This is a genomic window from Mesorhizobium temperatum, assembly GCF_002284575.1.
Lineage (GTDB): Bacteria > Pseudomonadota > Alphaproteobacteria > Rhizobiales > Rhizobiaceae > Mesorhizobium > Mesorhizobium temperatum.
In genome coordinates, this window is record NZ_NPKJ01000060.1 from 208,052 (window position 1) to 231,235 (window position 23,184).

At 63.5% G+C, this 23,184-nt stretch carries 17 protein-coding genes; 9 read left to right on the forward strand and 8 right to left on the reverse strand.

Annotation, left to right across the window (positions count from 1 at the left end):
• Window positions 1-11: 11 nt before the first annotated feature.
• The 7 genes from CIT26_RS22515 to CIT26_RS22545 all read right to left on the reverse strand — a co-directional run bounded on the left by CIT26_RS22515 (window position 12) and on the right by CIT26_RS22545 (window position 9,154).
• A complete protein-coding gene (locus CIT26_RS22515; RefSeq protein ID WP_425350374.1) occupies window positions 12-1,475 on the reverse strand; it encodes an aspartate aminotransferase family protein in 1,464 nt (487 codons plus the stop codon).
• A 32-nt stretch (window positions 1,476-1,507) separates the two neighbouring features.
• Window positions 1,508-2,515 (reverse strand): NAD-dependent epimerase/dehydratase family protein, encoded by a 1,008-nt coding sequence (locus CIT26_RS22520; protein ID WP_095494594.1) that lies wholly within the window; start codon window positions 2,513-2,515, stop codon window positions 1,508-1,510.
• Window positions 2,512-2,961, reverse strand: a complete 450-nt coding sequence (locus CIT26_RS22525; protein ID WP_095494595.1) for an EamA family transporter — start codon at window positions 2,959-2,961, stop codon at window positions 2,512-2,514. Before CIT26_RS22525 ends, CIT26_RS22520 begins: the two co-directional genes overlap by 4 nt.
• A gap of 121 nt (window positions 2,962-3,082) precedes the next feature.
• Window positions 3,083-4,435 (reverse strand): FAD-binding oxidoreductase, encoded by a 1,353-nt coding sequence (locus CIT26_RS22530; protein WP_095494596.1) that lies wholly within the window; start codon window positions 4,433-4,435, stop codon window positions 3,083-3,085.
• 2 nt (window positions 4,436-4,437) lie between these two features.
• The gene (locus tag CIT26_RS22535; RefSeq protein ID WP_095494597.1) at window positions 4,438-5,871 is read right to left on the reverse strand and encodes a UbiA family prenyltransferase; all 1,434 of its coding nucleotides are present in this window, start codon (window positions 5,869-5,871) and stop codon (window positions 4,438-4,440) included.
• Between the two features lie 214 nt (window positions 5,872-6,085).
• A complete protein-coding gene (locus CIT26_RS22540; protein ID WP_023798910.1) occupies window positions 6,086-6,349 on the reverse strand; it encodes a hypothetical protein in 264 nt (87 codons plus the stop codon).
• A gap of 318 nt (window positions 6,350-6,667) precedes the next feature.
• The gene (locus tag CIT26_RS22545; protein ID WP_095494598.1) at window positions 6,668-9,154 is read right to left on the reverse strand and encodes a mechanosensitive ion channel family protein; all 2,487 of its coding nucleotides are present in this window, start codon (window positions 9,152-9,154) and stop codon (window positions 6,668-6,670) included.
• 219 nt (window positions 9,155-9,373) lie between these two features.
• On the opposite strand from CIT26_RS22545, the gene CIT26_RS22550 reads away from it, so the two are divergent.
• From CIT26_RS22550 to CIT26_RS22565, 4 genes are read left to right on the forward strand one after another with little or no spacing between them, the layout of a single operon-like run.
• Window positions 9,374-10,633 carry a sarcosine oxidase subunit beta gene (locus CIT26_RS22550; protein WP_095494599.1) on the forward strand — a complete coding sequence of 420 codons (1,260 nt, stop codon included), beginning with the start codon at window positions 9,374-9,376 and terminating at the stop codon, window positions 10,631-10,633.
• Between the two features lie 8 nt (window positions 10,634-10,641).
• Entirely contained in the window at window positions 10,642-10,938 is a 297-nt protein-coding gene (locus tag CIT26_RS22555) for a sarcosine oxidase subunit delta (protein WP_095494600.1), read from the forward strand.
• A complete protein-coding gene (locus tag CIT26_RS22560; RefSeq protein WP_095494601.1) occupies window positions 10,935-13,943 on the forward strand; it encodes a sarcosine oxidase subunit alpha in 3,009 nt (1,002 codons plus the stop codon). Before CIT26_RS22555 ends, CIT26_RS22560 begins: the two co-directional genes overlap by 4 nt.
• Complete coding sequence (locus tag CIT26_RS22565; protein ID WP_095494602.1) at window positions 13,936-14,538, forward strand: sarcosine oxidase subunit gamma; 603 nt, start codon at window positions 13,936-13,938, stop codon at window positions 14,536-14,538. The genes CIT26_RS22560 and CIT26_RS22565 overlap by 8 nt, the downstream gene beginning before the upstream one ends.
• A gap of 37 nt (window positions 14,539-14,575) precedes the next feature.
• On the opposite strand, the gene CIT26_RS22570 is transcribed toward CIT26_RS22565, so the two are convergent.
• On the reverse strand, window positions 14,576-15,280 hold the full coding sequence (locus CIT26_RS22570) for a nitroreductase (RefSeq protein ID WP_095494796.1): 705 nt from the start codon (window positions 15,278-15,280) through the stop codon (window positions 14,576-14,578).
• Between the two features lie 306 nt (window positions 15,281-15,586).
• Between CIT26_RS22570 and CIT26_RS22575 the strand changes: the two genes are divergently transcribed.
• Genes CIT26_RS22575 through CIT26_RS22595 form a run of 5 tightly spaced genes read left to right on the forward strand, consistent with a single transcriptional unit; the run spans window position 15,587 to window position 23,184 of the window.
• A complete protein-coding gene (locus CIT26_RS22575; protein ID WP_095494603.1) occupies window positions 15,587-16,180 on the forward strand; it encodes a helix-turn-helix domain-containing protein in 594 nt (197 codons plus the stop codon).
• A 17-nt stretch (window positions 16,181-16,197) separates the two neighbouring features.
• On the forward strand, window positions 16,198-18,651 hold the full coding sequence (locus CIT26_RS22580; RefSeq protein WP_095494604.1) for a GcvT family protein: 2,454 nt from the start codon (window positions 16,198-16,200) through the stop codon (window positions 18,649-18,651).
• A complete protein-coding gene (locus CIT26_RS22585; protein WP_095494605.1) occupies window positions 18,648-19,547 on the forward strand; it encodes a homocysteine S-methyltransferase family protein in 900 nt (299 codons plus the stop codon). Before CIT26_RS22580 ends, CIT26_RS22585 begins: the two co-directional genes overlap by 4 nt.
• The gene (locus tag CIT26_RS22590; protein WP_095494606.1) at window positions 19,547-20,728 is read left to right on the forward strand and encodes a pyridoxal phosphate-dependent aminotransferase; all 1,182 of its coding nucleotides are present in this window, start codon (window positions 19,547-19,549) and stop codon (window positions 20,726-20,728) included. Before CIT26_RS22585 ends, CIT26_RS22590 begins: the two co-directional genes overlap by 1 nt.
• Window positions 20,725-23,184 (forward strand): GcvT family protein, encoded by a 2,460-nt coding sequence (locus CIT26_RS22595; RefSeq protein ID WP_167391512.1) that lies wholly within the window; start codon window positions 20,725-20,727, stop codon window positions 23,182-23,184. Before CIT26_RS22590 ends, CIT26_RS22595 begins: the two co-directional genes overlap by 4 nt.

Genomic DNA, 23,184 nt, shown 5'->3' on the forward strand with positions numbered 1-23,184 from the left:
AGCAGACCTGGCTAGCGGACCTGGCTTTTGACGAAATCCTTCACGATCGACACGATGCCGCGCGACAACAGGCTGTCGAGCGCCTCGATAAAGCGGTCGACATGTTCGCGCTGGCAGATCAGCGGCGGTTCGAGACGGATGACGTTGCGGTTGTATTCGGTGAAGGCGACGAGCACGTCGTAGTCGCGCAGCAGCAGCGCACCGACGAAGCCGGACAGGGATCCCTTCAGCTTCTCGTCAAGCACGCTGACCACAGGCCGCAGCACCATCGGCAGGGTCTGCGAAAAGTCGTGGAATTCCAGCCCGACCATCAAGCCTTTGCCGCGGACGTCCTTGATGATCTTCGGGTATTTCTCCCTCAACGCCTGCAGGCGTTGCAGGAGATAGTCGCCGGTCACGGCGGCGTTGTCGATCAGCCCCTCGTCGTAAAGCACGTTGAGCGCCTCGATCGAGGTGACGCAGGCCTCGCCCATGCCGCCGAAGGTGGCCATGGCGTGGATCATCGCCGTCTTCGGCGTGCCATAGGCCTTCATGTAGACCTCGCGCCTGGCGATCATCGCGCCGACCGCCGCCTTGCCGCCGCCGAGCGATTTTGCCAACGCCGTCACATCAGGAACGACGCCGTAATGCTCGAAGGCATAGAAGCGGCCGGAGCGTCCATAGCCGCACTGCACCTCGTCGGCGACCCACAGCACACCGTACTGGTCGCAGAGTGCGCGCAGCTTCTGCCAATACTCGGCAGGCGCCTGAATGATGCCGCCACCGCCCTGGATGGTTTCGAGCACAATGACGCCGATCTCCGGGTCCGAGCGGAAGGTGCGCTCGACCGCTTCGATGTCGGCGAACGGAATGCGCACGACATTGTCGGCCACCTTGAAATCGGCGCGGTAGAGCGAGCCGTCGGTGATCGCCAGCACGCCCTTGGTCTTGCCGTGGAAGGAATTCTCGGCATAGACGACCTTCGGCCGCTTCGGGCCCGCGGCGCGCTCGGCGAGCTTCACCGCCGCCTCCATGGCTTCCGAGCCGGACGAGCCCAGAAACACCATGTCGAGATCGCCGGGCGAGCATTTGGCGAGATTGTGCGCCAGCGCAGCCGCATATTGCGACATGAAGGCGATGGCGATCTCCTGCCGCTTCTCGTCCTGGAACTTTTTGCGCGCTTCGAGAAGGCGCGGATGATTGTGACCGAAGGCCAGCGAGCCGAAGCCGCCGAAGAAATCCAGGATCTTGCGCCCGTTCTGATCGATGTAGAACATGCCTTCGGCGCGCTCGATCTTGATCTTGTGGAAGCCGAGCAGCTTCATGAAATGCAGCTGGCCGGGGTTGAGATGCGCCTTGAACAGGTCGGTCATGCGCGCGACGTCCATCGCCTTGGCCTGCTCGACGCTGATCAGATCGGGCTTGGCGGTGGTGGCGGGCGAAAGCGCCGGCGCGCTGACCGTGGCGCGCACAGTCGTGTGGGCTGGCTTGGTCATGACGGTCATGTCAAAGAGTCTCCTGCTGCCCTTCACTCGGCGGGCACATGTTTTGCGGCGACGGCATGGGCGTCTTTCTTGGCGCGGTATTCGCTATAGGCGGCGATCAGCATGTCCTCGTCGCGATACTGCGGCACCCAGCCGAGCTGGCGTTCGGCCTTGGACACGTCGAGCACGCAATCCTCGTCGGCGATCAGATACTGTTCCGGATCCATGATCGGCATGTTCAAGAGGTCGAGCAGGTCGAGCGTGCGCTTGACCGCCCAGCCCGGTGTCGGGATCAGGATCGACTTCGACCCGGCATGCCTGATCAGGTCGCCGAGCAGTTTTCTGACCGGCGGCGGGTTGAGCGAGCCGAGATTATAGGCCTCATCAGGCACTCCAGCCTTCCAGGCGGCGCGCGCCGCCTCGGCGCAGTCGAACACCGAGATGAACTGATAGGGGTTCTTGCCCGAGCCGATCATCGGCACCGGAAGGTTCCAGTCGATCAGCTTGAACAGTTTTTCGAGGATGCCGAGGCGGCCGGGGCCGATGATCAGGCGCGGCCGAAACAGCGAGATCGACATGCCGCGCTTGCGCCATTCGGCGGCCAGTTCCTCGGTCTTCTGCTTCGACCAGCCATATTCGCCGAGCGGCGCGACCGGGTGCTCCTCGGTCATCGGTTGTGTGACCGTGTGGCCGTAGATCATGTCGGTGGTGTAATGGACGAGCTTGGGCGCGCCGGCTCTATCCATCGCCTGTATGATGTGCTCGGCGCCGTGGAAATTCACCGGGAAGAAGAACGCGTGGCGCTTGGCACGCACCTGGATCGGCGACAGCATTTTCGCCGATAGGTTGTAGACCATGTCGTCGGCCTTCAACCCGACTGAAGCGACCGAGGCCGGATCTGTGACGTCGCACCTGACGTATCGGACCGAGCGGTAATGCGGCAGGTCGCTCTTGGCGATGTCGGCGACGACCACCTCCTCGCCGTCGGCGAGCAATTTCGGGGCTAGATGGCGGCCGACGAAACCGTCGCCGCCGAAGATTACATGTCTCATCGAACGATCCCGCTGGTGTGAATCTTGTCGGGGGAAAGGCCAGCCGTCTCGTCCTCGTGTCCCCGGCCGCCCAAATCCCGGCCACTTTGGGCGATCAGCACCGTGCCGACGCAGATGAAAGCGATGCCGGCGATACGCCAGCCATTGAGGTCCTCACGGAAGACGAAATAGGCGAAGATCGCAACGGCGACATAGGCGAGGCTGAGGAACGGGAATGCGAAACTGAGCTCGACCTTGGACAGCACATAGAGGTGCGACGCCATCGAGATGACGAAGGTGCACAGGCCGAGGAAAACCCACGGGCTGAAAACAATCTGCAACAGCTTCAGCAACGGATTGGTGCCCTCGAAGGAAATCGGGCCGAGCGACATCATGCCCTGCTTCAGCATGAGCTGCGCAGCGGCATTGGTCATAACCGTGAACAGAATGAAGACGATGTATTTCATGTCTTTTCCATCAACCCTTCCCTGTTCTATTAAAAACCTGCAAACATTTCGTGAAGCACAGAAAGCCTTGAAGAAACCTTAGCCTTGTCGATCCGTTAACCACGAACTATTCGAATTTTATCTATTCTGCGGCTTCGGCGGTTTCGCGCCGCACATCGAGCTTTTTCGCCGTTCGCGCCCAGAAGCTCGACATGAAGGCGGGATCGCGAATGCCTTCGAGGCGCTGCCATTCCGGAAAGGACGCGGCGAAAATGTCGGCGCCCATGCGGGCGTCCTTGTAAGGATTGACCGCGCCGCCGGCCTCGACCGTGATGCGGTCAAGCTCCTTCAGCAGCGCCAGCGTCGCCCGGCCACGGTTGGGAAAATCCAGCGTCAGCGTGAAACCCGGTCGCGGGAACGACAGCAGTGCCGGCGAACGGACCCCGCCGAAGCGCTTCAGGACCGTCAGGAACGAGCCCTGCCCCGCCCGTTTTGCTGCCGCAAGCAGCGCCGGCACCGCTCGGCGCGCGACGTCTTCCGGCAGCACGCTCTGGTGCTGGAAAAGCCCGTTCGGCCCGTAGAGCCGGTTCCAGTTGCCGACTCCGTCGAGCGGAAAGAAAAAGCCCTGGTAGCCGACCTGGCGCGGCGCCGTGGACCGGCCTTTCTTCCACCGGTAGGCGGCGTTGAAGGCAGTCAGGAACGGCCGGTTGAGCACGTTGAACGGCGGCTGGAACGGCACCGAAAGATTGCCGCCGGCACGCAAGGCCGCATGGGAGCCATGCTCGGCGTGATTGCCGGTAAACAGCAGCCCGCGCCCACGGCGGTGGCCACCGGCAAGCTGGTCGATCCAGGCGACGACGTATTCGTTGGCCTGGTCGGCCGCTTCGGCAAGCTCGAAGAATTCGCCAAGGTCGCGGAACGGCGTCGCCGTCTCGACGATGTCGAGGGATGGCACCCGCATCAGCCGGATCGATGTCGACAGGATCAGTCCGGTCAGCCCCATGCCGCCGATCGTCGCCGCAAACAGGCGTGCATTGTCGGTGGCGGAGCAGTAATGGGGCCGTCCATCCGATCTGAGCAGCGTGAAGGATTCGACATGGCAGCCAAAGGTGCCGCGCCGGTGATGGTTCTTGCCGTGAACGTCATTGGCGATGGCGCCGCCGAGCGTGACGAACTGCGTGCCCGGAACGACTGCCGGAAAGAAGCCGTATGGCGCTGCATGGGCGATGATATCGGACAGAAGCACCCCGGCCTCGGCCTCGATCACGCCGGTCTCGGCGTTGAAGGCGCGGATGCGGTTCAGCGGTCGCATATCGACGACCATGCCGGCCTCGTTCTGGCAGGAATCGCCGTAGGAGCCGCCGTTGCCGTAGGCGAGCAAGGCGCTTCTTGTCGCCTTGCCGCTCTTCAGCAGCGCAACAGCGTCATCCGCCGGGATCACATCGAGTGCCGGTGGCGTGGCAAGACCGAAGCTCTGGAACCGTTCCCCCGCCATCCCTACCAGCCTCCGGCGACCAGAAACACGGCGCCGATGAGCACGACGATCTGGCTGCGCCAGTCGCGGATGATGAAGACGACCGGATCGTCATGCATCTCGTCGCGGCGAGCGAGAATCCAGACGCGCATGGTCAGGTACAGCACGATCGGCGCCAGCGGCCAGACCAGCCAAGGATGCGGATAAAGTTCGCGCACCGCACCGCTGTCCATATAGAGCGCCAGCACCAGCGCCGAGGAAAAGGCCGAGGCCATGCCCGCCTGGGCGACGATCTCCTGGTCTTCGGTGCGGTAGCCGCGACCGGCAATGCGCTCGCCGGCTGGAATAGCGGTCGTGCGCAGTTCGACAAAACGCTTCACCAGCGCCAGCGACAGGAAAAAGAAGATCGAGAAGGCCAGCAGCCAGAACGAGACGTCGACGCCGGTCGCCGCGGCGCCTGCCAGAACGCGGATCGTGTAGAGACCGGCCAATGTCAGCACGTCGATCAGAAGCATGCGCTTGAACGACAGCGAATAGGCGGTGGTGATGACCATGTAGCCGCCGAGCACGCCGAGGAATTCGATCGGCAGCAGAAGCCCTGCACCAACGCCTATTGCAAGCAGCACCATCATTGAACCGAGGCCGAACGGGATCGACAGCGCGCCACTGGCGAATGGCCGGTTGCGCTTGGTCAGGTGTTTGCGATCGAGCGCGAGATCGAAGAAATCATTGAGGATGTAGATGGCGGAAGCCACTGCGCTGAACGAGACGAATGCCAGCAGGCACTCCCAGATCATGTCGGTGTTGAAGTATTCGTGCGACAGCACCATCGGCACCGCGATCAGCGAGTTCTTCAGCCACTGATGAACGCGCAGCATCTTGACGACGGTCCTGAATGTCGGCTTCGGCGCCGGCATCATTTCGGCACTGTGCGCGGCCTGCCAGCGCGCGGCATGGCGGTCGGGCGCGACGACGATTGCCGTGCGCGCGGCGTCGAATACCCTAAGGTCGTGCCGGCTGTTGCCGGCATAGTCGAAGCCGCCATCGCCATAGGCGGCGACAAGCGAAGCGCGCTTTCTGCCTGAAGTCATGTTGTGGGGGCCGTCGGTCGCCAGGACGCGATCGAATATCCCGAGATGTGCGGCGATCGCCTCGGCGAATTTGCGCGGCGTGCCGGTCGCCAGCACGATCTGACGGCCCTCGCCATGTTCGGTGCGAAGGCGCTGAAGCAGCGCCTCGCGGTAAGGCAGCGACGCAGGATCGATGTCGATGCGCCGAGCGATGGCCTGCTTCAACCGCGCCGGCCCGCCGGTAAGCCAGAACGGCACGAGGAAAATATAGAGCGGATTCTTCTTGAGAAGGATGAACAGCCCTTCCCACAACAGGTCGGTCGCGATCAGCGTGCCGTCGAGATCGACCGCAAGCGGGATTGCGTTCCTGTCCGACCGCGCGTCCATTTTCCGTTGCCCTGCCAAAACCCGCGCCGGTACTTCAGCGTCTTCGGCCCGATATAGCGGGCAACAGCGCAGCGAACGTTAAAACGCCCAGCCTGGCCTGGTTTGCGTGACGGTATTTCCCCCTTCATCGTTAAGCTTCGATGATCCGAAGCGATAAAAGGCCGGGCATTTGCCCGGCCTTCGAAAAACAAGTCGTCAATGTTTTTTGACGCGGTTACTTGATACGGGCGACGCCGCCTGAGATTTCGATCGTTTCCGAACCGGTCAGCGCCTCGAGGTCGCCATTCGGCATGGTAACGAAACAGCCGGTCGGGCAGAATTCCGCGGTTTCGCCGGCGGCCAGCGCCAGCTCCGTCTTGCCACCGCCTTCGGTCACGACGAGTGTGCGGGTCTCGGCGTCCTTGTTGGTCGCGCTGGCGGCGAAGGCTGAACCGCCCACGGCAAGAAAAGCGATGGCGGCGACGAGAGACTTCCACATTTGCAGTATCGGTGTTTCCACCGCCTCTGTTGCATTTCGCAAGGCATTCTCGCCCTTTGCATGTGAGCTTATATGAGATGCCAGCTGAACGGCAACTGAATGCCGCATTCATGCCGCAATTGGTTTCGCTGTGTCGAAAGCCTGACTTGAGGGCATGTTGAGATTTAGGTCAGGCCGAGCCGGAGTCGAAGACGGGCGCGAAGCGACCAGACTGGTGGGCTCCGAGAACCGGAACGGAGCGGACATTTGGGTCCGTGAGTAGCGGAAGCGCAGGAAACCGCCGTTCGCAGGGCGGCATCACCTGAATATCAATATACCCTAATCGGGGTCCGGCTTGCGGACCTTGCGCCCGGATCTAGCCAGGCGTTTCGTCTCGGCCACAGCTTCAGCCGCCGCGCGTTCCTGCTCGGCGAATTCGGCCTCGATCTGATCGTCATCGATCGGCCACGCCTCATGCTTCTTGGTCTCGACGACGGCGCGCGGCGCCGATGGAATTTCGATATGCTGGTCGGCGAACTCATCGAGGACGGCAAACCGGATGTCGTTCTGCACGATGTTGCCGTTCATCACGTCGGCCAGGAACACACGGATTTCGAACTCGAGAGCGGCCGGCCCGAAATTGGTGAACAGCACGAAGGGCTCCGGATTTTTCAGCACCAGCGGATGGCCGCGCGCAATCTCCAACAGGACAGCATGGGCCTGCTTGACGTCGCTGCCGTAGGCGACGCCGACCTTGATGTCGATGCGCCCGAGTTTGTTGCGGTGCGTCCAGTTGCCGACGGCATTGTTGATCAGGTTTGAATTGGGCAGGATCACCGACTGCCGCTGGAACGTCTCGATCTCGGTAGCGCGCACGCTGATCTTCTTGACCGTGCCGCTGATCTCACCGGCGACGATCCAGTCGCCGACCTTGAACGGCCGCTCGGCCAAAAGGATCAGACCGGAGACGAAGTTGGAGACGACATTTTGCAGGCCAAAGCCGATACCGAGCGACAGGGCGCCCGCGACAAGCGCCAGATTGGAGAGATCGATCCCCGCCGCCGAGACGCCGACGAGTGCTGCGAGCGCCACGCCGGCATAGCCGACCGCCAGCCGGATCGAGTTTCGCACGCCGGTATCGACTTTGCCGCGCGCCATCACCGAGCCGTCGAGCCAGCCCTGGAACCAGCGCGTCAGGAAATAGCCGATAATGAAGACAATGATGCCGGTCAGGATGCCGGTCACCGAGATCGTCACCGAGCCGATGGTGAGGCCCGTCGCCAGTTTATAGCCCCAGGCCTGGATGTCGCCGGGCTGGAAGCCCCACATCAACAGGATCAGCGGCAGGAACACCAGCACGATCATCAGGTTGATGGCGACGCTGACGACCAGACCGAGCTGGTCGAGCGCGGACTCCTCATAGCTGGAATTGGTCGATAGCCAGCGCCCGATCGACGTGTTGGCAAAGCCGCCTTCCTCGCTGATCGCCCGCGCCGACAGGAAGCCGATATAGGCAGTGACCAGAATGGTTCCGGTGACCACGACCTGCCGCGAGACGAAGATGGCGAGGCCGATATAGCCGAGCAGCGCCGTGGCGATGGTGAAAAGGCCGAGCGCGACGGCCGTGTAGCGCAGCCACGCCGGCCAGGGACGCCAGCTTCCGTCGGCGGCCTTGAACGGTTTCAGCAGCCCCATCAGGATCAGGATGACGCCGACGATAATGGTGGCGACAAAACTTCTGGCGATGGTCAGCGACAGTGGCGAGCCCATCTTGTCGTTGACGACCGACAGGAAATTGTTGACGCCGATCACCACCGCCATGGCGGTCGTCAGCCGCACCAGCCAGCGGGCCGGACCCGATTCAACGGGTATCAGCCGCCAGTTCGGCAGCCGCGGTTCCAGCGCCGCATTGGTCAGCCGGTTGACGCAGAACACCACCGCGATGACCCCAACCAGCGCATTCAGGAAAACGCCAATGTCGCCTCGCAGCACGTTGTAGTAGTTGAAAAAGAACACCGTCGAGACCAGGAAGACGCCAACAGCCAGCGTCGGCAGCAATGTCGACCAGAACGCCACCGACAGCCGGCTGAGATAGGACGGATCTTCGACGGAAGGATCAGCTTCGAAGACACGCCCGAACAGGCGCCGCCCACCGACAAAAAGTACCGCCGCCAGGGAAAGTGCCGTCAAGGTCGCGGCCAGCACGGCCTGGAACTTGAACTTGAAGGCGAAGGTCAGCCACGATGACACCGCCTTGTAGAAGCCGGTAAATTCACCGTTGGCATCGGAAATGACCTCGGGGCTCAGGGCGTCGGACAGCACGTAGCGCTTGGTGAGCAGATTGCGAAACAGCTCGCTGCGCATATTGGCGATCTTGGCGATGAGGCCGCTGATGCGGATCGACAGGTTTTGCGCCGCGGCGATGACAGCATTGATCTCGGCCTTTTCGGACGCCAGCGCCTGGCGTTCGCTGGTCACGATGTCGGGTTCGGGCGGCTGGCCCGCAGCCGGCGGCGCCCCAAGCTGATCGAGCCTTGCGTTGATCTCCGAAAGGCGCGGGCGGAAGGCAAGCGCGCTGTTCAGTGCACCTCGCGACATTTCCTCGAGCTGCAGGCGGATATCGACAAGGCTGGCGTCGTCGTCACCGTCCTCCTGGATTTTCTTTTCGAGATTGTCGGTCCTCGTCGTCAGGTCCTGCAGGATTTTCTGCTGGTCGGCGACCACCCCGGAGGCCTGGTCAAGCTCCTGCGCCACCGCATCAAGCGACAGCGGCGCCGAGGCAACGATCGCCAGGACCAGAACGAAGCGGAGCAGTCGGAAAAGCATGATCGTTTGGCGACTCACAGGCGGCAAGGCGTTCTAAAGCTCGTCCTTGATAAAGACGCTCATACCAGGGAGCAAGCCGTCCCGCTCTGCTCGTCGATCTCGGGCGTCGGCCAGTCGAAAAGCGATGGCGCAATATTGGCTTTGCGGCAGCGGCCTGCTCTATAGTGTGCCGCATCGCCCAAAACGGATGACAAAAAGCCAGAACGGATAACAAAAAGAATGGCGGAATATTCGGCCTTCTCGCTTCTCAAAAACGCGCTGACCGGCAACAAGGACTGGAAACCGGCCTGGCGCAAGCCGGACCCGAAGGCGTCCTATGACGTGATCGTCATCGGCGGCGGCGGCCATGGCCTGTCGACCGCCTATTATCTGGCCAAGGAGCACGGCATCACCAATGTCGCGGTGCTGGAGAAGGGGTGGCTCGGCTCCGGCAATGTCGGCCGCAACACGACGGCCGTCCGCTCCAACTACCTGCTGCCTGCCAACACCCGCTTCTACGAACATTCGATGAAGCTGTGGGAGAACCTCTCGCACGACCTCAACTACAACGTCATGTTCTCGCAGCGCGGCTGCCTGAACCTGGCGCACACACCCGCCCAGCTCGACGATTTTGCCCGCCGCGGCAACGCCATGCGCCATCTCGGCGTCGACGCCGAACTGATGACCACGGCCGAGATCGCACGCCTGGTGCCGGCGCTGGACGTCTCCGCCACGGCGCGCTTCCCTATCGTCGGCGGCCTGATGCAGCGGCGCGCCGGCACCGCCCGCCACGATGCCGTCGCCTGGGGCTATGCGCGCGGCGCCGACCGTCGCGGCGTCGACATTATCGAGAATTGCGAGGTCACCGGCTTCCTGCGCGACGGCGACCGCATATCAGGCGTCTCGACGTCGCGGGGAGAGATCCGCGCCAGGAAGGTGGCGGTCGCGGTGGCCGGCAGCACCGGGCAAGTCATGCGGCTCGCCGGCATCGATACGATGCCGATCGAGAGCCATGTGCTGCAGGCCTTCGTGACGGAATCGCTGAAGCCGTTCATCAACACGGTCCTGACTTTCGGCATGGGCCATTTCTACATGTCGCAGTCGGACAAGGGCGGCCTTGTCTATGGCGGCGACCTCGACGGCTACAACAGCTACGCCCAGCGCGGCAGTTTGCCTGTTGTCGACGAGGTGATGAGCGAGATGCTGGCGCTGTTTCCGGGTCTCGCCCGCGTTCGCATGCTGCGCTCCTGGGGCGGCGTCTGCGACATGTCGATGGACGGCTCGCCGATCATCACCATCGGCCCGCTTCCGGGCATGTATCTCAACTGCGGCTGGTGCTACGGCGGCTTCAAGGCGACGCCGGCCTCCGGCTGGTGCTTTGCCTGGACCATCGCCAAGGATGAACCGCACGACATCAATGCGCCCTTCACGCTCGATCGCTTCCATCGCGGCCTGGTGATCGACGACAAGGGCCAGGGCGCGACGCCGCGGCTGCATTAGGAATTTCCATGCTTATTACCTGTCCCTATTGCGGCCCGCGCGACGTCATCGAGTTCACCTATCAGGGTGACGGCAACCGTGAGCGCCCTCAATCTGCCTCGCAGGACCTCGATGCCTGGAACGCCTATGTCTACGACCGGTTGAATCCGGCGGGTGACCACAACGAGATCTGGCAGCATTCCGGCGGCTGCCGCGCCCATCTCAGGGTCGTTCGCAACACGCTGACACACGAGATCTCCAGCGTCGCCTTCGCGCGCGGCGACCACAAATCCGTTGCGCGGCACAAGACGGAGGGCAAGTCATGAGCCCGCGCCGCACCGATTCCGGTGGTCGGATCGACCGGCTGCGAACCATCCGGTTCACCTTCGACGGCGCGCCCTACACCGGCCATGCCGGCGACACGCTTGCCTCAGCGCTGCTGGCCAACGGTGTCACCCTGTTCGGGCGCTCGTTCAAATATCACCGCCCGCGCGGCGTGCTGACATCAGGCGTCGAGGAGCCGAACGCCCTGGTGACGGTGTTGCGGGACGAGGTTCGCGAGCCCAACATCGCCGCGACCATGGTCGAGATCTATGACGGGCTGACCGCTGTCAGCCAGAACCGCTTTCCATCGCTGGCCTGGGATGTCAGCGCCGCCAACCAGCTCGGCGGCAGGCTTCTGTCCGCCGGCTTCTACTACAAGACCTTCATGGGACCCGCGATCGGCCCGCTGAAGAGCACGCGTTTCTGGATGTTCTGCGAGCATTTCATCCGTCGCGCCGCCGGTCTCGGCCGCGCCGGGACCGCTGCCGACACGGCGCGTTACGAGCGCATGAACGCCTTCTGCGATGTGCTGGTGGTCGGTTCCGGTCCGGCCGGACTGATGGCCGCCAGGGCAGCCGCCGATCAGGGCGCGCGTGTCATCCTCAGCGAACTCGAACCGCGTTTTGGCGGCTCGGCCAACTGGTCGGGCGAGACGATCGACGGAATGCCCGGGGCGGACTGGGCAGCGCGAGCCGCCGGCGCGCTCGAAGGCTATGACAATGTCCGCCTGCTGCCACGCACCACGGTCTGGGGCTATTACGACGGCAACGTGCTCGCCGCGCTCGAACGGGTTACCGACCACAAGGAGAGGCCCGGCAAGGGCGAACCGCGCCATCGCTACTGGATCATCCGCGCCAAGTCGGTGGTCCTGGCCACCGGCTCCTTCGAGCGGCCGCTGGTGTTTCCGGGCAACGACCGGCCAGGCGTGATGCTGGCGCATGCCGCCGAGCGCTACGCCAACGAGTACGGCGTGCTGCCGGGCCACAGGATCGCGCTCTTCACCAACCATGACAGCGCCTATCGCTCCGCCCTGGCGCTGAAGAAGGCCGGTGCGGCGATTGTCGCCATCGTCGACGTGCGACCGGAGCTTTCGAGCGAGATGCGCGAGTTGGCCGATGAAGCGGAGGCCAAGACATTTGCCGGTCACGCCGTGGTCGCCACCGAAGGCGGCAAGGCGTTGTCCGGTATCAAGGTGCAGCGCTTCGACATGGCCAACGGCGCGCTTGCCGGCGACGCGCGCAGCATTCAAGCTGACTGCCTGCTGATGTCGGGCGGCTGGTCGCCGACCATCCATCTGGCCAGCCAGGCCGGCGCTAAGGCGGAATGGAACGCCGCCCGGCAGGCCTTCCTGCCACCGAAGCCGACGCAGATGTGGCCAACACAGCAATGGATTGGCGCGGGCGCCTTCACCGGCAGCTTTTCCACCGCCGAGGCAATCGCCGAAGGCCGCGCCGCCGGCCTTTCCGCGGCGGGTGGAACGGGTACGCCAGCGGCCTTGCCGGTCGTCGAAGCCGCACCTGGCGATCCCGATCCGGCGCCGGTGTTCGAGATCAGGGCCGATGGAAAAAGCTTCGTCGATTTCCAGCACGATGTGACCGCGGAGGATGTGCGGCTTGCGCGTCGCGAAGGCTTCATCTCGGTCGAGCATCTGAAGCGTTACACCACGCTCGGCATGGCGACCGACCAGGGCAAGAGCTCTAACATACCCGGCCTAGCCATCATGGCCGAAGCGTTGGGCAAGCCGATTCCTGAGGTCGGTACGACCCGTTTTCGTCCGCCCTTTTCGGCCGTGTCGATCGGTTCGCTGGCCGCCGAACGGTTCGGCGACCTGAGGCCCGAGCGGCTGACGCCGATGCATGACTGGCACGTCGCCAACGGCGCGACCATGTACTCTGCCGGCCTCTGGTATCGCCCGATGATCTACGGGCTTTCAGGCGAGACAATCGAGCAGGCCTATGTGCGCGAAGCCAGGGCGACGCGCGAGAGCGCCGGCATCGTCGATGTTTCGACGCTGGGCAAGATCGCCGTGCAGGGTCCGGACGCGGCGGAGTTCCTCGACCGGGTCTACACCAACATGTTCTCGACGCTGGCCGTGGGCAAGGCCCGCTACGGGCTGATGCTGCGCGAGGACGGCCTCGCCTTCGACGACGGCACGACATGGCGGCTCGCCGAACAGGACTTCTTGATGACCACCACCACGGCCAATGCCGGCAAGGTGATGCAGCATCTTGAGTATTTCCTCGACGTCATCTGGCCGGAGCTGAAGGTCCATGTCACCTCGGTGACCGACGAATGGGCGGGTGCGGCGATCGGCGGGCCAAAGGCGCGAGCCATTCTTGCTGCTTGCGTCACCGGCACTGCCGTCGACAACGCCGCACTGCCCTTCATGGGCATCGTGCACGGCAAGATATCGGGTGTGCCGGTGATGATCTGCCGGCTTTCCTTCTCCGGCGAAATGGCTTTCGAAGTTTACTCCGGCGCCGGCTACGGCACCCATGTCTGGGAAGCGTTGATCGAAGCCGGCAAGCCGTTCGGACTGGTGACTTACGGGCTTGAGGCGCTGGGCACGATGCGCATCGAAAAAGGCCACGTCACCGGCGCCGAGATCGACGGCCGCACCACGGCGCGCGACCTGCATCTCGACTGGATGCTGTCCAAGAAGAAGCCCTTCATCGGCTCGGCGATGATGGATCGCGAGGGCCTGATCGCGCCCGGCCGTCTGGAACTCGTCGGCCTGATTTCGCTGGACAACCAGCCGCTCAACGGCGGCGCGCACATCGTCGAGGCGCTTGACGAAGCCAATCCGCACGACTCCATCGGCCACATCACCGCTTGCTGTTATTCGCCGGCGCTCGGCAAGTACATCGCGCTCGCTTTGGTCAAGGACGGCAAGGCGCGGCGCGGCACACGCGCCCATATCTCCGATCCCCTGCGCAACCGGTTCGGCCCGGTCGAGATCGTCTCCAACCACTTCTTTGATCCGGACGGGAGCCGCATGCATGGTTGAGCGCCAATCACCGCTTGAGCCGGCACCGCTTGAGCCGGAACTGCGCACCGGCTCGCACGGCGATTTCGAACACGGCGTCGATGTCATCCTCTCCGAAACCAGGCCGGGGTCGATCCTGCAACTCGCTGCCTGGCCGGGCCAGGAGAAGGAGTTGATATCAGGTATCCGCACTGTTACCGGCCTCGCTCTGCCCGATGGCGCCGGCGCCGGCAGCACCGACGGCGTGAAGTCGGTGTTCGGCTTTGCGCCGGGAAAATTCACTGTCGTCGATGAGGCCGAAGGCCTGGCATCGGCCTTTGCCAATGTCGTCACCCCTGATATCGGCACGGTGACCGACCTGTCGCATGGCCGCACCGCGATCCGCATCGCCGGACCGAAGGCCGAATGGGTGCTGGCGAAATTTTTCGCCATCGACTTCGCGCTGCCGGCCTTCCCGGTCGGTGCCGGCCGCTCGACCATGCATCATGACGTCTTCGCCCAGATCCAGCGCACCGGCGCCGACCAGTTCGACATCTATGTATTCCGCTCGTTTGCGCGCTCGTTCTGGAAGGCGCTCTGCCATGCCAGCGAGGAAGTCGGCTACGAGGTACAGTAGACCGAGACGGCGTATCGTCACCTCACGTGGCGCCACCTCATTTGGCGAACGTCACCCACTCTTCCAGCGGCGCGCGGTCAGTGCGGAACTCGTTTTCGGGCTTGGACCTGTCCTCATGGCCGAGCGCCATGCCGCAGACGACGATCTCCTCGTCGGGAATGTTGAGCACCGGCCTGATCTGCTTGTGATAGGGTGCAAAGGCGGCCTGCGGGCAGGTGTGCAGGCCTCTGCCCCGTGCCGCCACCATGATGTTCTGCAGGAACATGCCGTAGTCGATCCACGATCCCTTGTTCAGCCGCCGGTCGACGGTGAAGATCATGCCGATCGGCGCGTCGAAGAAGACAAAGTTGCGGTCGTGCTGCGCGCGCATCCTGTCCACTTCGCGTCGGCCGATGCCGAGCACGCTGTAGAGGCCGAAGCCGTTGGCCCGCCGCCGGGTGAGATAGGGTTCGAAGAACTGGTCGGGATAGTAGCGATACTCGTCCCACTCGGCCTTTTCGGCGCGGATGCCGGAGTTGAGGATGGCATCGGTGATCCGCTGCTTGACCTCGCCCTTGGTGACGTAGACCCGCCAGGGCTGCATGTTGGTGCCCGAAGGTGCACGCGCGGCAACGGAGAGAATGGCGCGGATCGTTTCATCGTCGACCATGTCGGGCAGGAAGGCGCGCACCGAACGGCGCGACGTGATCGCCTCGTCCACGATCGCCGCATCATCTGTAATTGTAGTCCTGTTTTCCAGCATGGGCGTCCCTTTGCGCGTGACCCGGAAACCGGAATCGATTCCGGAAAGGATCATGCGCCGTCCAGAAAATGAGAGAACACCATTGCGGGTCCAATTTGACGCGTGGCGCTCTATCGTAAGCCTCGACCGGGCGCCCTCACTCGCCTTCGTGGCCGAGCCTTTGCCTGAACCGCCAAAACGGTGCAAGCAAATCTTGTGGCCTCATGAAAATCCTCTTGATTTTTTCACAAACCTGCTCCCTCATGAAATTTGCCCCAAATTTTTCACCAAGGGGTATTTTTCACCAGAGAGATTTCACCAAGAGAAATGGCTTTGCCCTCAACCGCCGTCAGATCGGACCAGGAAAACCGCGAACGGCTGCTGGCCGGCGATATCAGGGCGCTGCGCCGGGCGCGCGGGCTGACGCTTGCCGAGATCGGCCTGAAGCTCGGCCGCTCCGTCGGCTGGGTCAGTCAGGTCGAGCGCGGCCTGTCGATACCATCGCTCAGCGATCTCAGAGCCTTCGCGGAATTGTTCGGCGTGCCGGTCAGCCTGTTCTTCAGCCACGACGTGCCCGTCGAGAACGAGCGCGGCGTGGTCGTGCGCGCCGGCAGCCGCCGCACGCTTGGTACAAGCGATTCCGGCCTGGTGGAGGAGCTTCTGTCGCCCGATCTCGGCGGTAGCTTCGAGATGCTGCGTTCGGTCTTCGCGCCGGGTGCTGAACTGAAGACCGAGGCGCGCCGGCCGACGGAGGAAGCCGGATATGTCGCTTCCGGCAGCTTCGACATCGAGATATCAGGCGTCTGGCATCGGCTTGGTGAAGGCGACTCCTTTCGCTTCGACGGCAAGCCGTTCCGCTGGCGCAATCCTGGCGCGGAGCCGGCCGTGGTCATCTGGGTGGTTTCGCCACCTGTCTATTGAAGGGTCTGGAGAAAAACATGGCCGGTTTGCCGACCACGGCACGTGTGGTGATCATCGGAGGCGGTGTCGTCGGCGCCTCCTCGCTCTATCATCTCGCCAAGGCGGGCTGGACCGACTGCGTGCTCCTGGAAAAGAACGAGCTCACCTCCGGCTCGACCTGGCATGCAGCCGGCAACGTGCCGACCTTCTCCTCGTCATGGTCGCTGATGAACATGCAGCGCCATTCGACGGAGCTCTATCGCGGGCTGGCCGACGAAGTCGACTATCCCATGAACTATCATGTCACCGGCTCGCTCAGGCTGGCCCATACGGCCGAGCGCATGCAGGAATTCCAGCGCGCCAAGGGCATGGGCCGCTACCAGGGCATGGACATCGATGTGGTCGGGCTCGACGAGATCAAGTGCCGCTACCCATTCATCGAAACGCATGAGCTGAGGGGGGCGCTTTATGATCCCAGCGACGGCGACATCGACCCGGCGCAGCTGACCCAGGCGCTGGCCAAGGGCGCCCGCGACATGGGTGCGAAGATCATTCGCTTCTGTCCGGTCATCGGGGTGCGCCGCGAGAAGGACGAGTGGGTGGTCGACACCGCGCAGGGCGAGATCCGCTGCGAGATCGTCGTCAATGCCGCCGGCTACCGTGCGGCCGAAGTCGGCAAGATGTTCGGCCGCGACGTGCCAATGATGGTGATGAGCCATCAATACATCCTGTTCGAGGAAATCCCCGAACTGGCGGCGTGGTCGAAGGAGCAAGGCAAGAAACTGCCGCTGCTGCGCGACGTCGACACCTCCTACTATCTGCGCCAGGAAAAGAACGGCATGAATCTCGGCCCCTATGAGCGCAATTGCCGTGCGCATTGGGTCGGCCACAACGACCCGATGCCAGACGATTTTTCATTCCAGCTATTCCCCGACGATCTCGACCGGCTGGAGGACTATCTGGCCGATGCCGTTGCCCGCGTGCCGATCCTCGGCACCGCCGGACTGTCCAAGGTCATCAACGGCCCGATCCCTTACGCGCCGGACGGCAATCCGCTGATCGGCCCGATGCCCGGCGTGCCGAACGCCTTCGAGGCCTGCGTCTTCACCTTCGGCATCGCCCAGGGCGGCGGCGCCGGCAAGGTGCTGGCCGAATGGGTGACGGAGGGCCAGACGGAATGGGACATGTGGTCCTGCGATCCGCGCCGCTTTACCAGCTTTGCGTCGGCCCCGGATTACTGCGTCGCCAAGGGCATGGAAATCTACGGCAACGAATACGCCATTCAGTTTCCGCGCCATGCCTGGCCGGCTGGGCGCGACCGCAAACTGTCGCCGATCCATGATCGTATTAAGGCGCTCGGCGCCTGCTTCGACGCCTATAATGGCTGGGAGCGCGCCACATGGTATGCGCAAGCCGGCGACGACGTCTCGGAAGCCGCAACGCTGACCTTCCGCCGCGATGGGCCCTGGCAGCATCGCGTCCGCGAAGAATGCCTCGCCGTGCGCGACGCCGCCGGCATTTTGGACCTGCCTGGTTTTTCCCGCTTCAATCTCGACGGTCCGGGTGCCGCCGAATGGCTGAGCCAACAGGTTACCGGGCTGGTGCCGAAACCCGGCCGCATCGGCCTGGTCTACTTTGCCGACGACAAGGGCCGCATCGTCACCGAAATGTCGGTGGTGCGCCACGACGAGAACTTGATGACGCTGATTACCGCCGCAGTGGCGCAGTGGCACGATTTCGAGTGGCTGAAATGGCGCATGCCGAAGAATTCTTCGTTCAAGCTGGTCGACCGGACGGAGGAATACTCCACGCAGATCCTCGCCGGGCCCAATTCGCGAAAAATCCTCGCCGATGTCTGCGCCGCCGACCTTGCCCTGCCCTGGCTGACGCACCAGGAGACGACAATCGCCGGTCGTCGGGCAAGGCTGGTGCGTGTGTCCTTCGCCGGCGAACTCGGCTGGGAAATCCACACCAAGGTCGATGACACCGCCGCCGTCTTCGACGCCGTCTGGGCGGCCGGGCAGAAGCATGGCCTGAAGCCGTTCGGCATGTACGCGCTGGATTCGCTTCGGCTCGAAAAGGGCTACCGCGCCTGGAAAGGCGATCTTTCGACCGACTACTCGATCCTGCAGGGTGGGCTGGAGCGCTTCGTCAAATGGGACAAGCCCGACTTCCGCGGCAAGGCGGCGTTGCAGAACGAGAAGCAGCAGGGCGTGAAGAAGCGCTTCGTCACGCTGGTCGTCGAAAATCCCGGCGACTGCGACGCCCCCTCCATGTCGACGCTGTGGCATGACGGCCGGATTGTCGGCGAGACAACGTCTGGCGGCTGGGGTCATCGCATCGACAAGTCGATCGCGCTCGGCATGCTGCGCGCCGACCTCACTGAGCCGGGAACCACCGTCGAGGTCGAGATCTTCGGCGAGCGCTTCAAGGCGGTCGTGCAGAAGGACGAACCGCTGTGGGATCCAAAGAACGAGAGGTTGCGCGCATGAGGTCGGTTATCCTTACAGACGGCGGCATGGGCCAGGAGCTGGTACGCCGCAGCAAGTCCGAGCCCACCCCGCTGTGGTCGGCCAGGGTGCTGATCGACGAACCCGACCTGGTGCGCGATCTGCACGCGGAATTCATCCGGGCCGGCGCCCGTGTCATCACCATCAACACCTATTCCGCGACGCCCGAGCGGCTGGCGCGGGAGGGCGCGGAAGAGTTGTTCAAGCCGCTGCAGAAACGCGGCATAGAACTGGCAAGGCAAGCTCGCGACCAGGCCGGCGACGCGGCGATCGCCGGCTGCCTGTCTCCCCTGTTCGGCAGCTACGCACCGGCACTGACGATATCCTTCCAGGATACGCTCGACATCTACCGCCGCATCGTTGCCGAGCAGGCTGACGGCGTCGATCTGTTCCTGTGCGAGACCATGGCGTCGGCCGAGGAGGCGCGCGCGGCCGTCACCGCAGCATCGGAGAGCGGCAAGCCTGTATGGGTGTCGTGGACGCTCGCCGATCACGGCACGCCACGCCTGCGCAGCGGCGAAGCCATTGCGGCGGCGTCGAGCGCTCTCGACGGCCTGCCGGTCGCAGCTAGACTGATTAATTGCTGCCGGCCCGAAGCGATTGCTGCAGCGCTGCCCGAACTGATCGGCCTCGGCGGCCCGGTCGGCGCCTATGCCAACGGCTTCACCTCGGTCGAGGCGCTCAAGCACGGCGGCACCGTGGAAGTGCTGCACGCCCGCCACGACCTTGATCCGGATGCCTATGCCGGCCAGGCGGTCGGCTGGGTCGAGGCCGGCGCCGACATCGTCGGCGGCTGCTGCGAAGTCGGACCAGCCCACATCGCCGTCCTACGCGACCGGCTCGAACAGGCCGGCTACGAAATTTCGGGAGTAGCATAATGCCCAGACCATCATCGCGCATTTCCGGCATCGTGCCTTCCGGCAAGGATGGCTGGGAGGTCCATTTCGCGGCCTGGACACGCAAGGAGGCCGGCGAGGACATCATCATGCTGTCGGTGGGCGACCACGATTTCGACACGCCGGCGCAGACGATCGAAGCCTGCGTGACGGCGGTTCGCGCCAGCAACCACCACTACACCCCGCTTCCCGGCATTCCGCGCCTGCGCAAGGCAATGGCGGCGGCCTCGACCCTCTGCACCGGCGTTGCAACCAACCCGGACCAGGTTATCGCCACACCGGGCGGACAGGCAGCACTTTACGCGGCGGTACAAGCGGTTCTCGACCAGGGCGATCATGCCATCGTGGTCGCGCCTTATTACGCGACCTACCCCAACACGTTCAGTGCAGCGGGCGCCGATTTCACGGTGGTCGAAACACCCGCCGAGGATGGTTTCCAGCCGCGAGCCGCTGACATTCGCGCCGCGCTTCGGCCGAACACGCGCGCCATCCTCATCAACACGCCGAACAACCCGACGGGTGCTGTCTATTCGCGCCAGCGGCTGGAAGAGCTGGCGCAGATCTGCCGGGAGCATGACCTCTGGCTGCTGTCAGACGAGGTGTACTGGACGCTAGGTGGCGGCGAGCACATCTCGCCGCGCTCGCTGCCCGGCATGGCGGAACGCACGCTGGTCATCAATTCGATGTCGAAGAGCCACGGCATGACCGGCTGGCGCATGGGCTGGCTGACCGGGCCCGATGAGATGATCTCGCTGTTGACCAGTCTCAATCTGGTGACGACCTACGGCTTGCCGGCCTTCATCAGCCTCGCTTGTGCTGAGGCACTCGAAAACGGCTACGGCGTCAAGGAGATCGCCGAACGCTATGCCGCAAGGCGCACCGTCGTCCTCGACGCCATGCGCGGCATGAACAACGTCACCGTGCGCGGCTCCGAAGGCGGCATGTATGTCATGCTCGATGTATCGGCTCTCGAGCCCGACGACGAGAAATTCGCCTGGGCTCTCCTCGACAAGGAAAAGGTCGGCGTAATGCCCGGCTCGAGCTTCGGCGAGGCCGCCGCCGGCCATATTCGCGTCAGCCTATGCCAGCCCGAGGCGGTGCTTTTGGAAGCAGCCCTTCGGCTGCGCCGCTTCGCGTCCACCTATCGCCGTGAGGCCGCATGAGCGCCCTGCCCCAGAAAAACATCCCGACAAAGGCAAGGGCCGTCATCATCGGCGGCGGCGTCTCCGGCTGTTCGGTCGCCTACCATCTGGCCAAGCTCGGCTGGACCGATATCGTGCTGCTCGAACGCAAGCAGCTGACATCGGGCACGACATGGCACGCCGCCGGCCTGATCGGCCAGCTGCGCGGTTCGCAGAACATGACGCGGCTGGCGAAATATTCGGCCGACCTCTACGTCAAGCTCGAAGCTGAGACCGATGTCGGCACCGGCATGCGGCAGGTCGGTTCGATCACCGTGGCGCTGACCGAGGAGCGCAAGCACGAGATTTATAGGCAGGCGTCTCTCGCCCGCGCGTTCGATGTCGACGTGCGCGAGATTTCACCTGATGAAGTCAAGGAGATGTACCCGCATCTCAACATTTCCGACGTGGTCGGCGCCGTGCATCTGCCGCTCGACGGCCAATGCGACCCGGCCAATATCGCCATGGCGCTGGCCAAAGGTGCCCGCCAGCGGGGTGCGACGATCGTCGAGAACGTAAAGGTCACCAAGGTCCATACAAGGGATGGCCGCGTCACCGGCGTGTCCTGGGCACAAGGCGACGAGCAAGGCATGATCGAGGCCGATATCGTCGTGAACTGCGCCGGCATGTGGGCGCGCGAGCTCGGCCGCCAGAACGGCGTCACCATCCCGCTGCATGCCTGCGAGCATTTCTATCTCGTGACCGAACCGATCCCCGGCCTGACCCGCCTGCCGGTGCTGCGCGTGCCGGACGAATGCGCCTACTACAAGGAAGATGCCGGCAAGATGATGCTGGGCGCCTTCGAGCCGGTGGCCAAGCCCTGGGGTATGGACGGCATCCGCGAAGATTTCTGTTTCGACCAGTTACCCGAGGATTTCGAGCATTTCGAGCCGATCCTCGAAATGGGCGTCAATCGCATGCCGATGCTGGCCAGCGCCGGCATCCACACCTTCTTCAACGGTCCCGAGAGTTTTACCCCTGATGATCGCTATTATCTCGGCGAGGCGCCGGAGCTTTCCGGCTACTGGATGGCAACCGGCTATAACTCCATCGGCATCGTCTCCTCCGGCGGCGCCGGCATGGCGCTGGCGCAATGGATCTATGACGGCGAAGCACCCTTCGATCTGTGGGAGGTCGACATCCGCCGCGCCCAGCCATTCCAGAAGAACCGCCGTTATCTGAAGGAGCGCGTCTCCGAAACGCTCGGCCTGCTCTATGCCGACCATTTTCCGTACCGCCAGATGGCGACCTCGCGGAACATTAGGCGCTCCCCTCTCCATGAACATCTGAAGACGCGCGGCGCGGTGTTCGGCGAAGTCGCCGGCTGGGAGCGCGCCAACTGGTTCGCCCGCGAAGGCCAGGAACGCGAATACCGCTATTCATGGAAGCGGCAGAACTGGTTCGACAACCAGCGCGTCGAACATCTGGCGGTCCGCAACGGCGTCGGGCTGTTCGACATGACCTCGTTCGGCAAGATCCGCGTCGAAGGTCGCGATGCCTGTGCCTTTCTGCAAAAGCTTTGCGCCAACGACATGAACGTGGCGCCGGGCAAGATCGTCTACACTCAGATGCTCAACCAGCGCGGCGGTATCGAGAGCGATCTCACCGTCTCGCGGCTGTCCGAAACCGCCTTCTTCCTCGTCGTGCCCGGCGCGACGCTGCAGCGCGATCTCGCGTGGCTGCGCAAGCACCTCGTCGATGAATTCGTCGTGATCACCGATGTGACCGCTGCCGAAGCCGTGCTCTGTCTCATGGGCCCGGATTCGAGGAAGCTGATCCAAAAGCTGAGCCCGAACGATTTCTCCAACAAAACCAACCCATTCGGGACGTTTCAGGAGATTGAAATCGGCATGGGGCTGGCCCGCGCCCACCGTGTCACCTATGTCGGCGAGCTCGGCTGGGAGCTTTATGTCTCGACCGACCAGGCAGCACACGTGTTCGAGGCGATCGCGGAGGCCGGCGCCGATGTCGGATTGAAACTCTGCGGTCTACACACGCTGGATTCCTGCCGCATCGAAAAGGCGTTCCGGCATTTCGGCCACGACATTACTGACGAGGACAATGTGCTGGAGGCCGGCCTTGGCTTCGCGGTGAAGACCACCAAGGGCGATTTTCTCGGCCGCGATGCCGTGCTGAAGAAGAAAGAAATCGGATTCAACCGGCGACTGGTGCAATTCCGGCTGAAGGACCCGCAACCCCTGCTCTTCCACAATGAGGCGATCCTGCGCGACGGCAAGATCGTCGGCCCAATCACCTCGGGCAACTACGGCCATCATCTCGGCGGCGCCGTCGGGCTTGGTTACGTGCCGTGCCAGGCCGAGAGTGAGGCGGATGTGCTGTCGTCGTCCTACGCGATCGAAATCGCAGGCGAGCGCTTCGCCGCCGAGGCATCTCTAAAGCCGATGTATGATCCGAAGGCGGAACGGGTGCGGATGTAG

Bases quoted from the DNA above. Each gene is read 5' to 3' on its own strand.
- CIT26_RS22515 (WP_425350374.1), bottom strand. From the start codon at position 1,475: ATGACCAAGCCAGCCCACACGACTGTGCGCGCCACGGTCAGCGCGCCG.
- CIT26_RS22520 (WP_095494594.1), bottom strand. From the start codon at position 2,515: ATGAGACATGTAATCTTCGGCGGCGACGGTTTCGTCGGCCGCCATCTA.
- CIT26_RS22525 (WP_095494595.1), bottom strand. From the start codon at position 2,961: ATGAAATACATCGTCTTCATTCTGTTCACGGTTATGACCAATGCCGCT.
- CIT26_RS22530 (WP_095494596.1), bottom strand. From the start codon at position 4,435: ATGGCGGGGGAACGGTTCCAGAGCTTCGGTCTTGCCACGCCACCGGCA.
- CIT26_RS22535 (WP_095494597.1), bottom strand. From the start codon at position 5,871: ATGGACGCGCGGTCGGACAGGAACGCAATCCCGCTTGCGGTCGATCTC.
- CIT26_RS22540 (WP_023798910.1), bottom strand. From the start codon at position 6,349: ATGTGGAAGTCTCTCGTCGCCGCCATCGCTTTTCTTGCCGTGGGCGGT.
- CIT26_RS22545 (WP_095494598.1), bottom strand. From the start codon at position 9,154: ATGCTTTTCCGACTGCTCCGCTTCGTTCTGGTCCTGGCGATCGTTGCC.
- CIT26_RS22550 (WP_095494599.1), top strand. From the start codon at position 9,374: ATGGCGGAATATTCGGCCTTCTCGCTTCTCAAAAACGCGCTGACCGGC.
- CIT26_RS22555 (WP_095494600.1), top strand. From the start codon at position 10,642: ATGCTTATTACCTGTCCCTATTGCGGCCCGCGCGACGTCATCGAGTTC.
- CIT26_RS22560 (WP_095494601.1), top strand. From the start codon at position 10,935: ATGAGCCCGCGCCGCACCGATTCCGGTGGTCGGATCGACCGGCTGCGA.
- CIT26_RS22565 (WP_095494602.1), top strand. From the start codon at position 13,936: ATGGTTGAGCGCCAATCACCGCTTGAGCCGGCACCGCTTGAGCCGGAA.
- CIT26_RS22570 (WP_095494796.1), bottom strand. From the start codon at position 15,280: ATGCTGGAAAACAGGACTACAATTACAGATGATGCGGCGATCGTGGAC.
- CIT26_RS22575 (WP_095494603.1), top strand. From the start codon at position 15,587: ATGGCTTTGCCCTCAACCGCCGTCAGATCGGACCAGGAAAACCGCGAA.
- CIT26_RS22580 (WP_095494604.1), top strand. From the start codon at position 16,198: ATGGCCGGTTTGCCGACCACGGCACGTGTGGTGATCATCGGAGGCGGT.
- CIT26_RS22585 (WP_095494605.1), top strand. From the start codon at position 18,648: ATGAGGTCGGTTATCCTTACAGACGGCGGCATGGGCCAGGAGCTGGTA.
- CIT26_RS22590 (WP_095494606.1), top strand. From the start codon at position 19,547: ATGCCCAGACCATCATCGCGCATTTCCGGCATCGTGCCTTCCGGCAAG.
- CIT26_RS22595 (WP_167391512.1), top strand. From the start codon at position 20,725: ATGAGCGCCCTGCCCCAGAAAAACATCCCGACAAAGGCAAGGGCCGTC.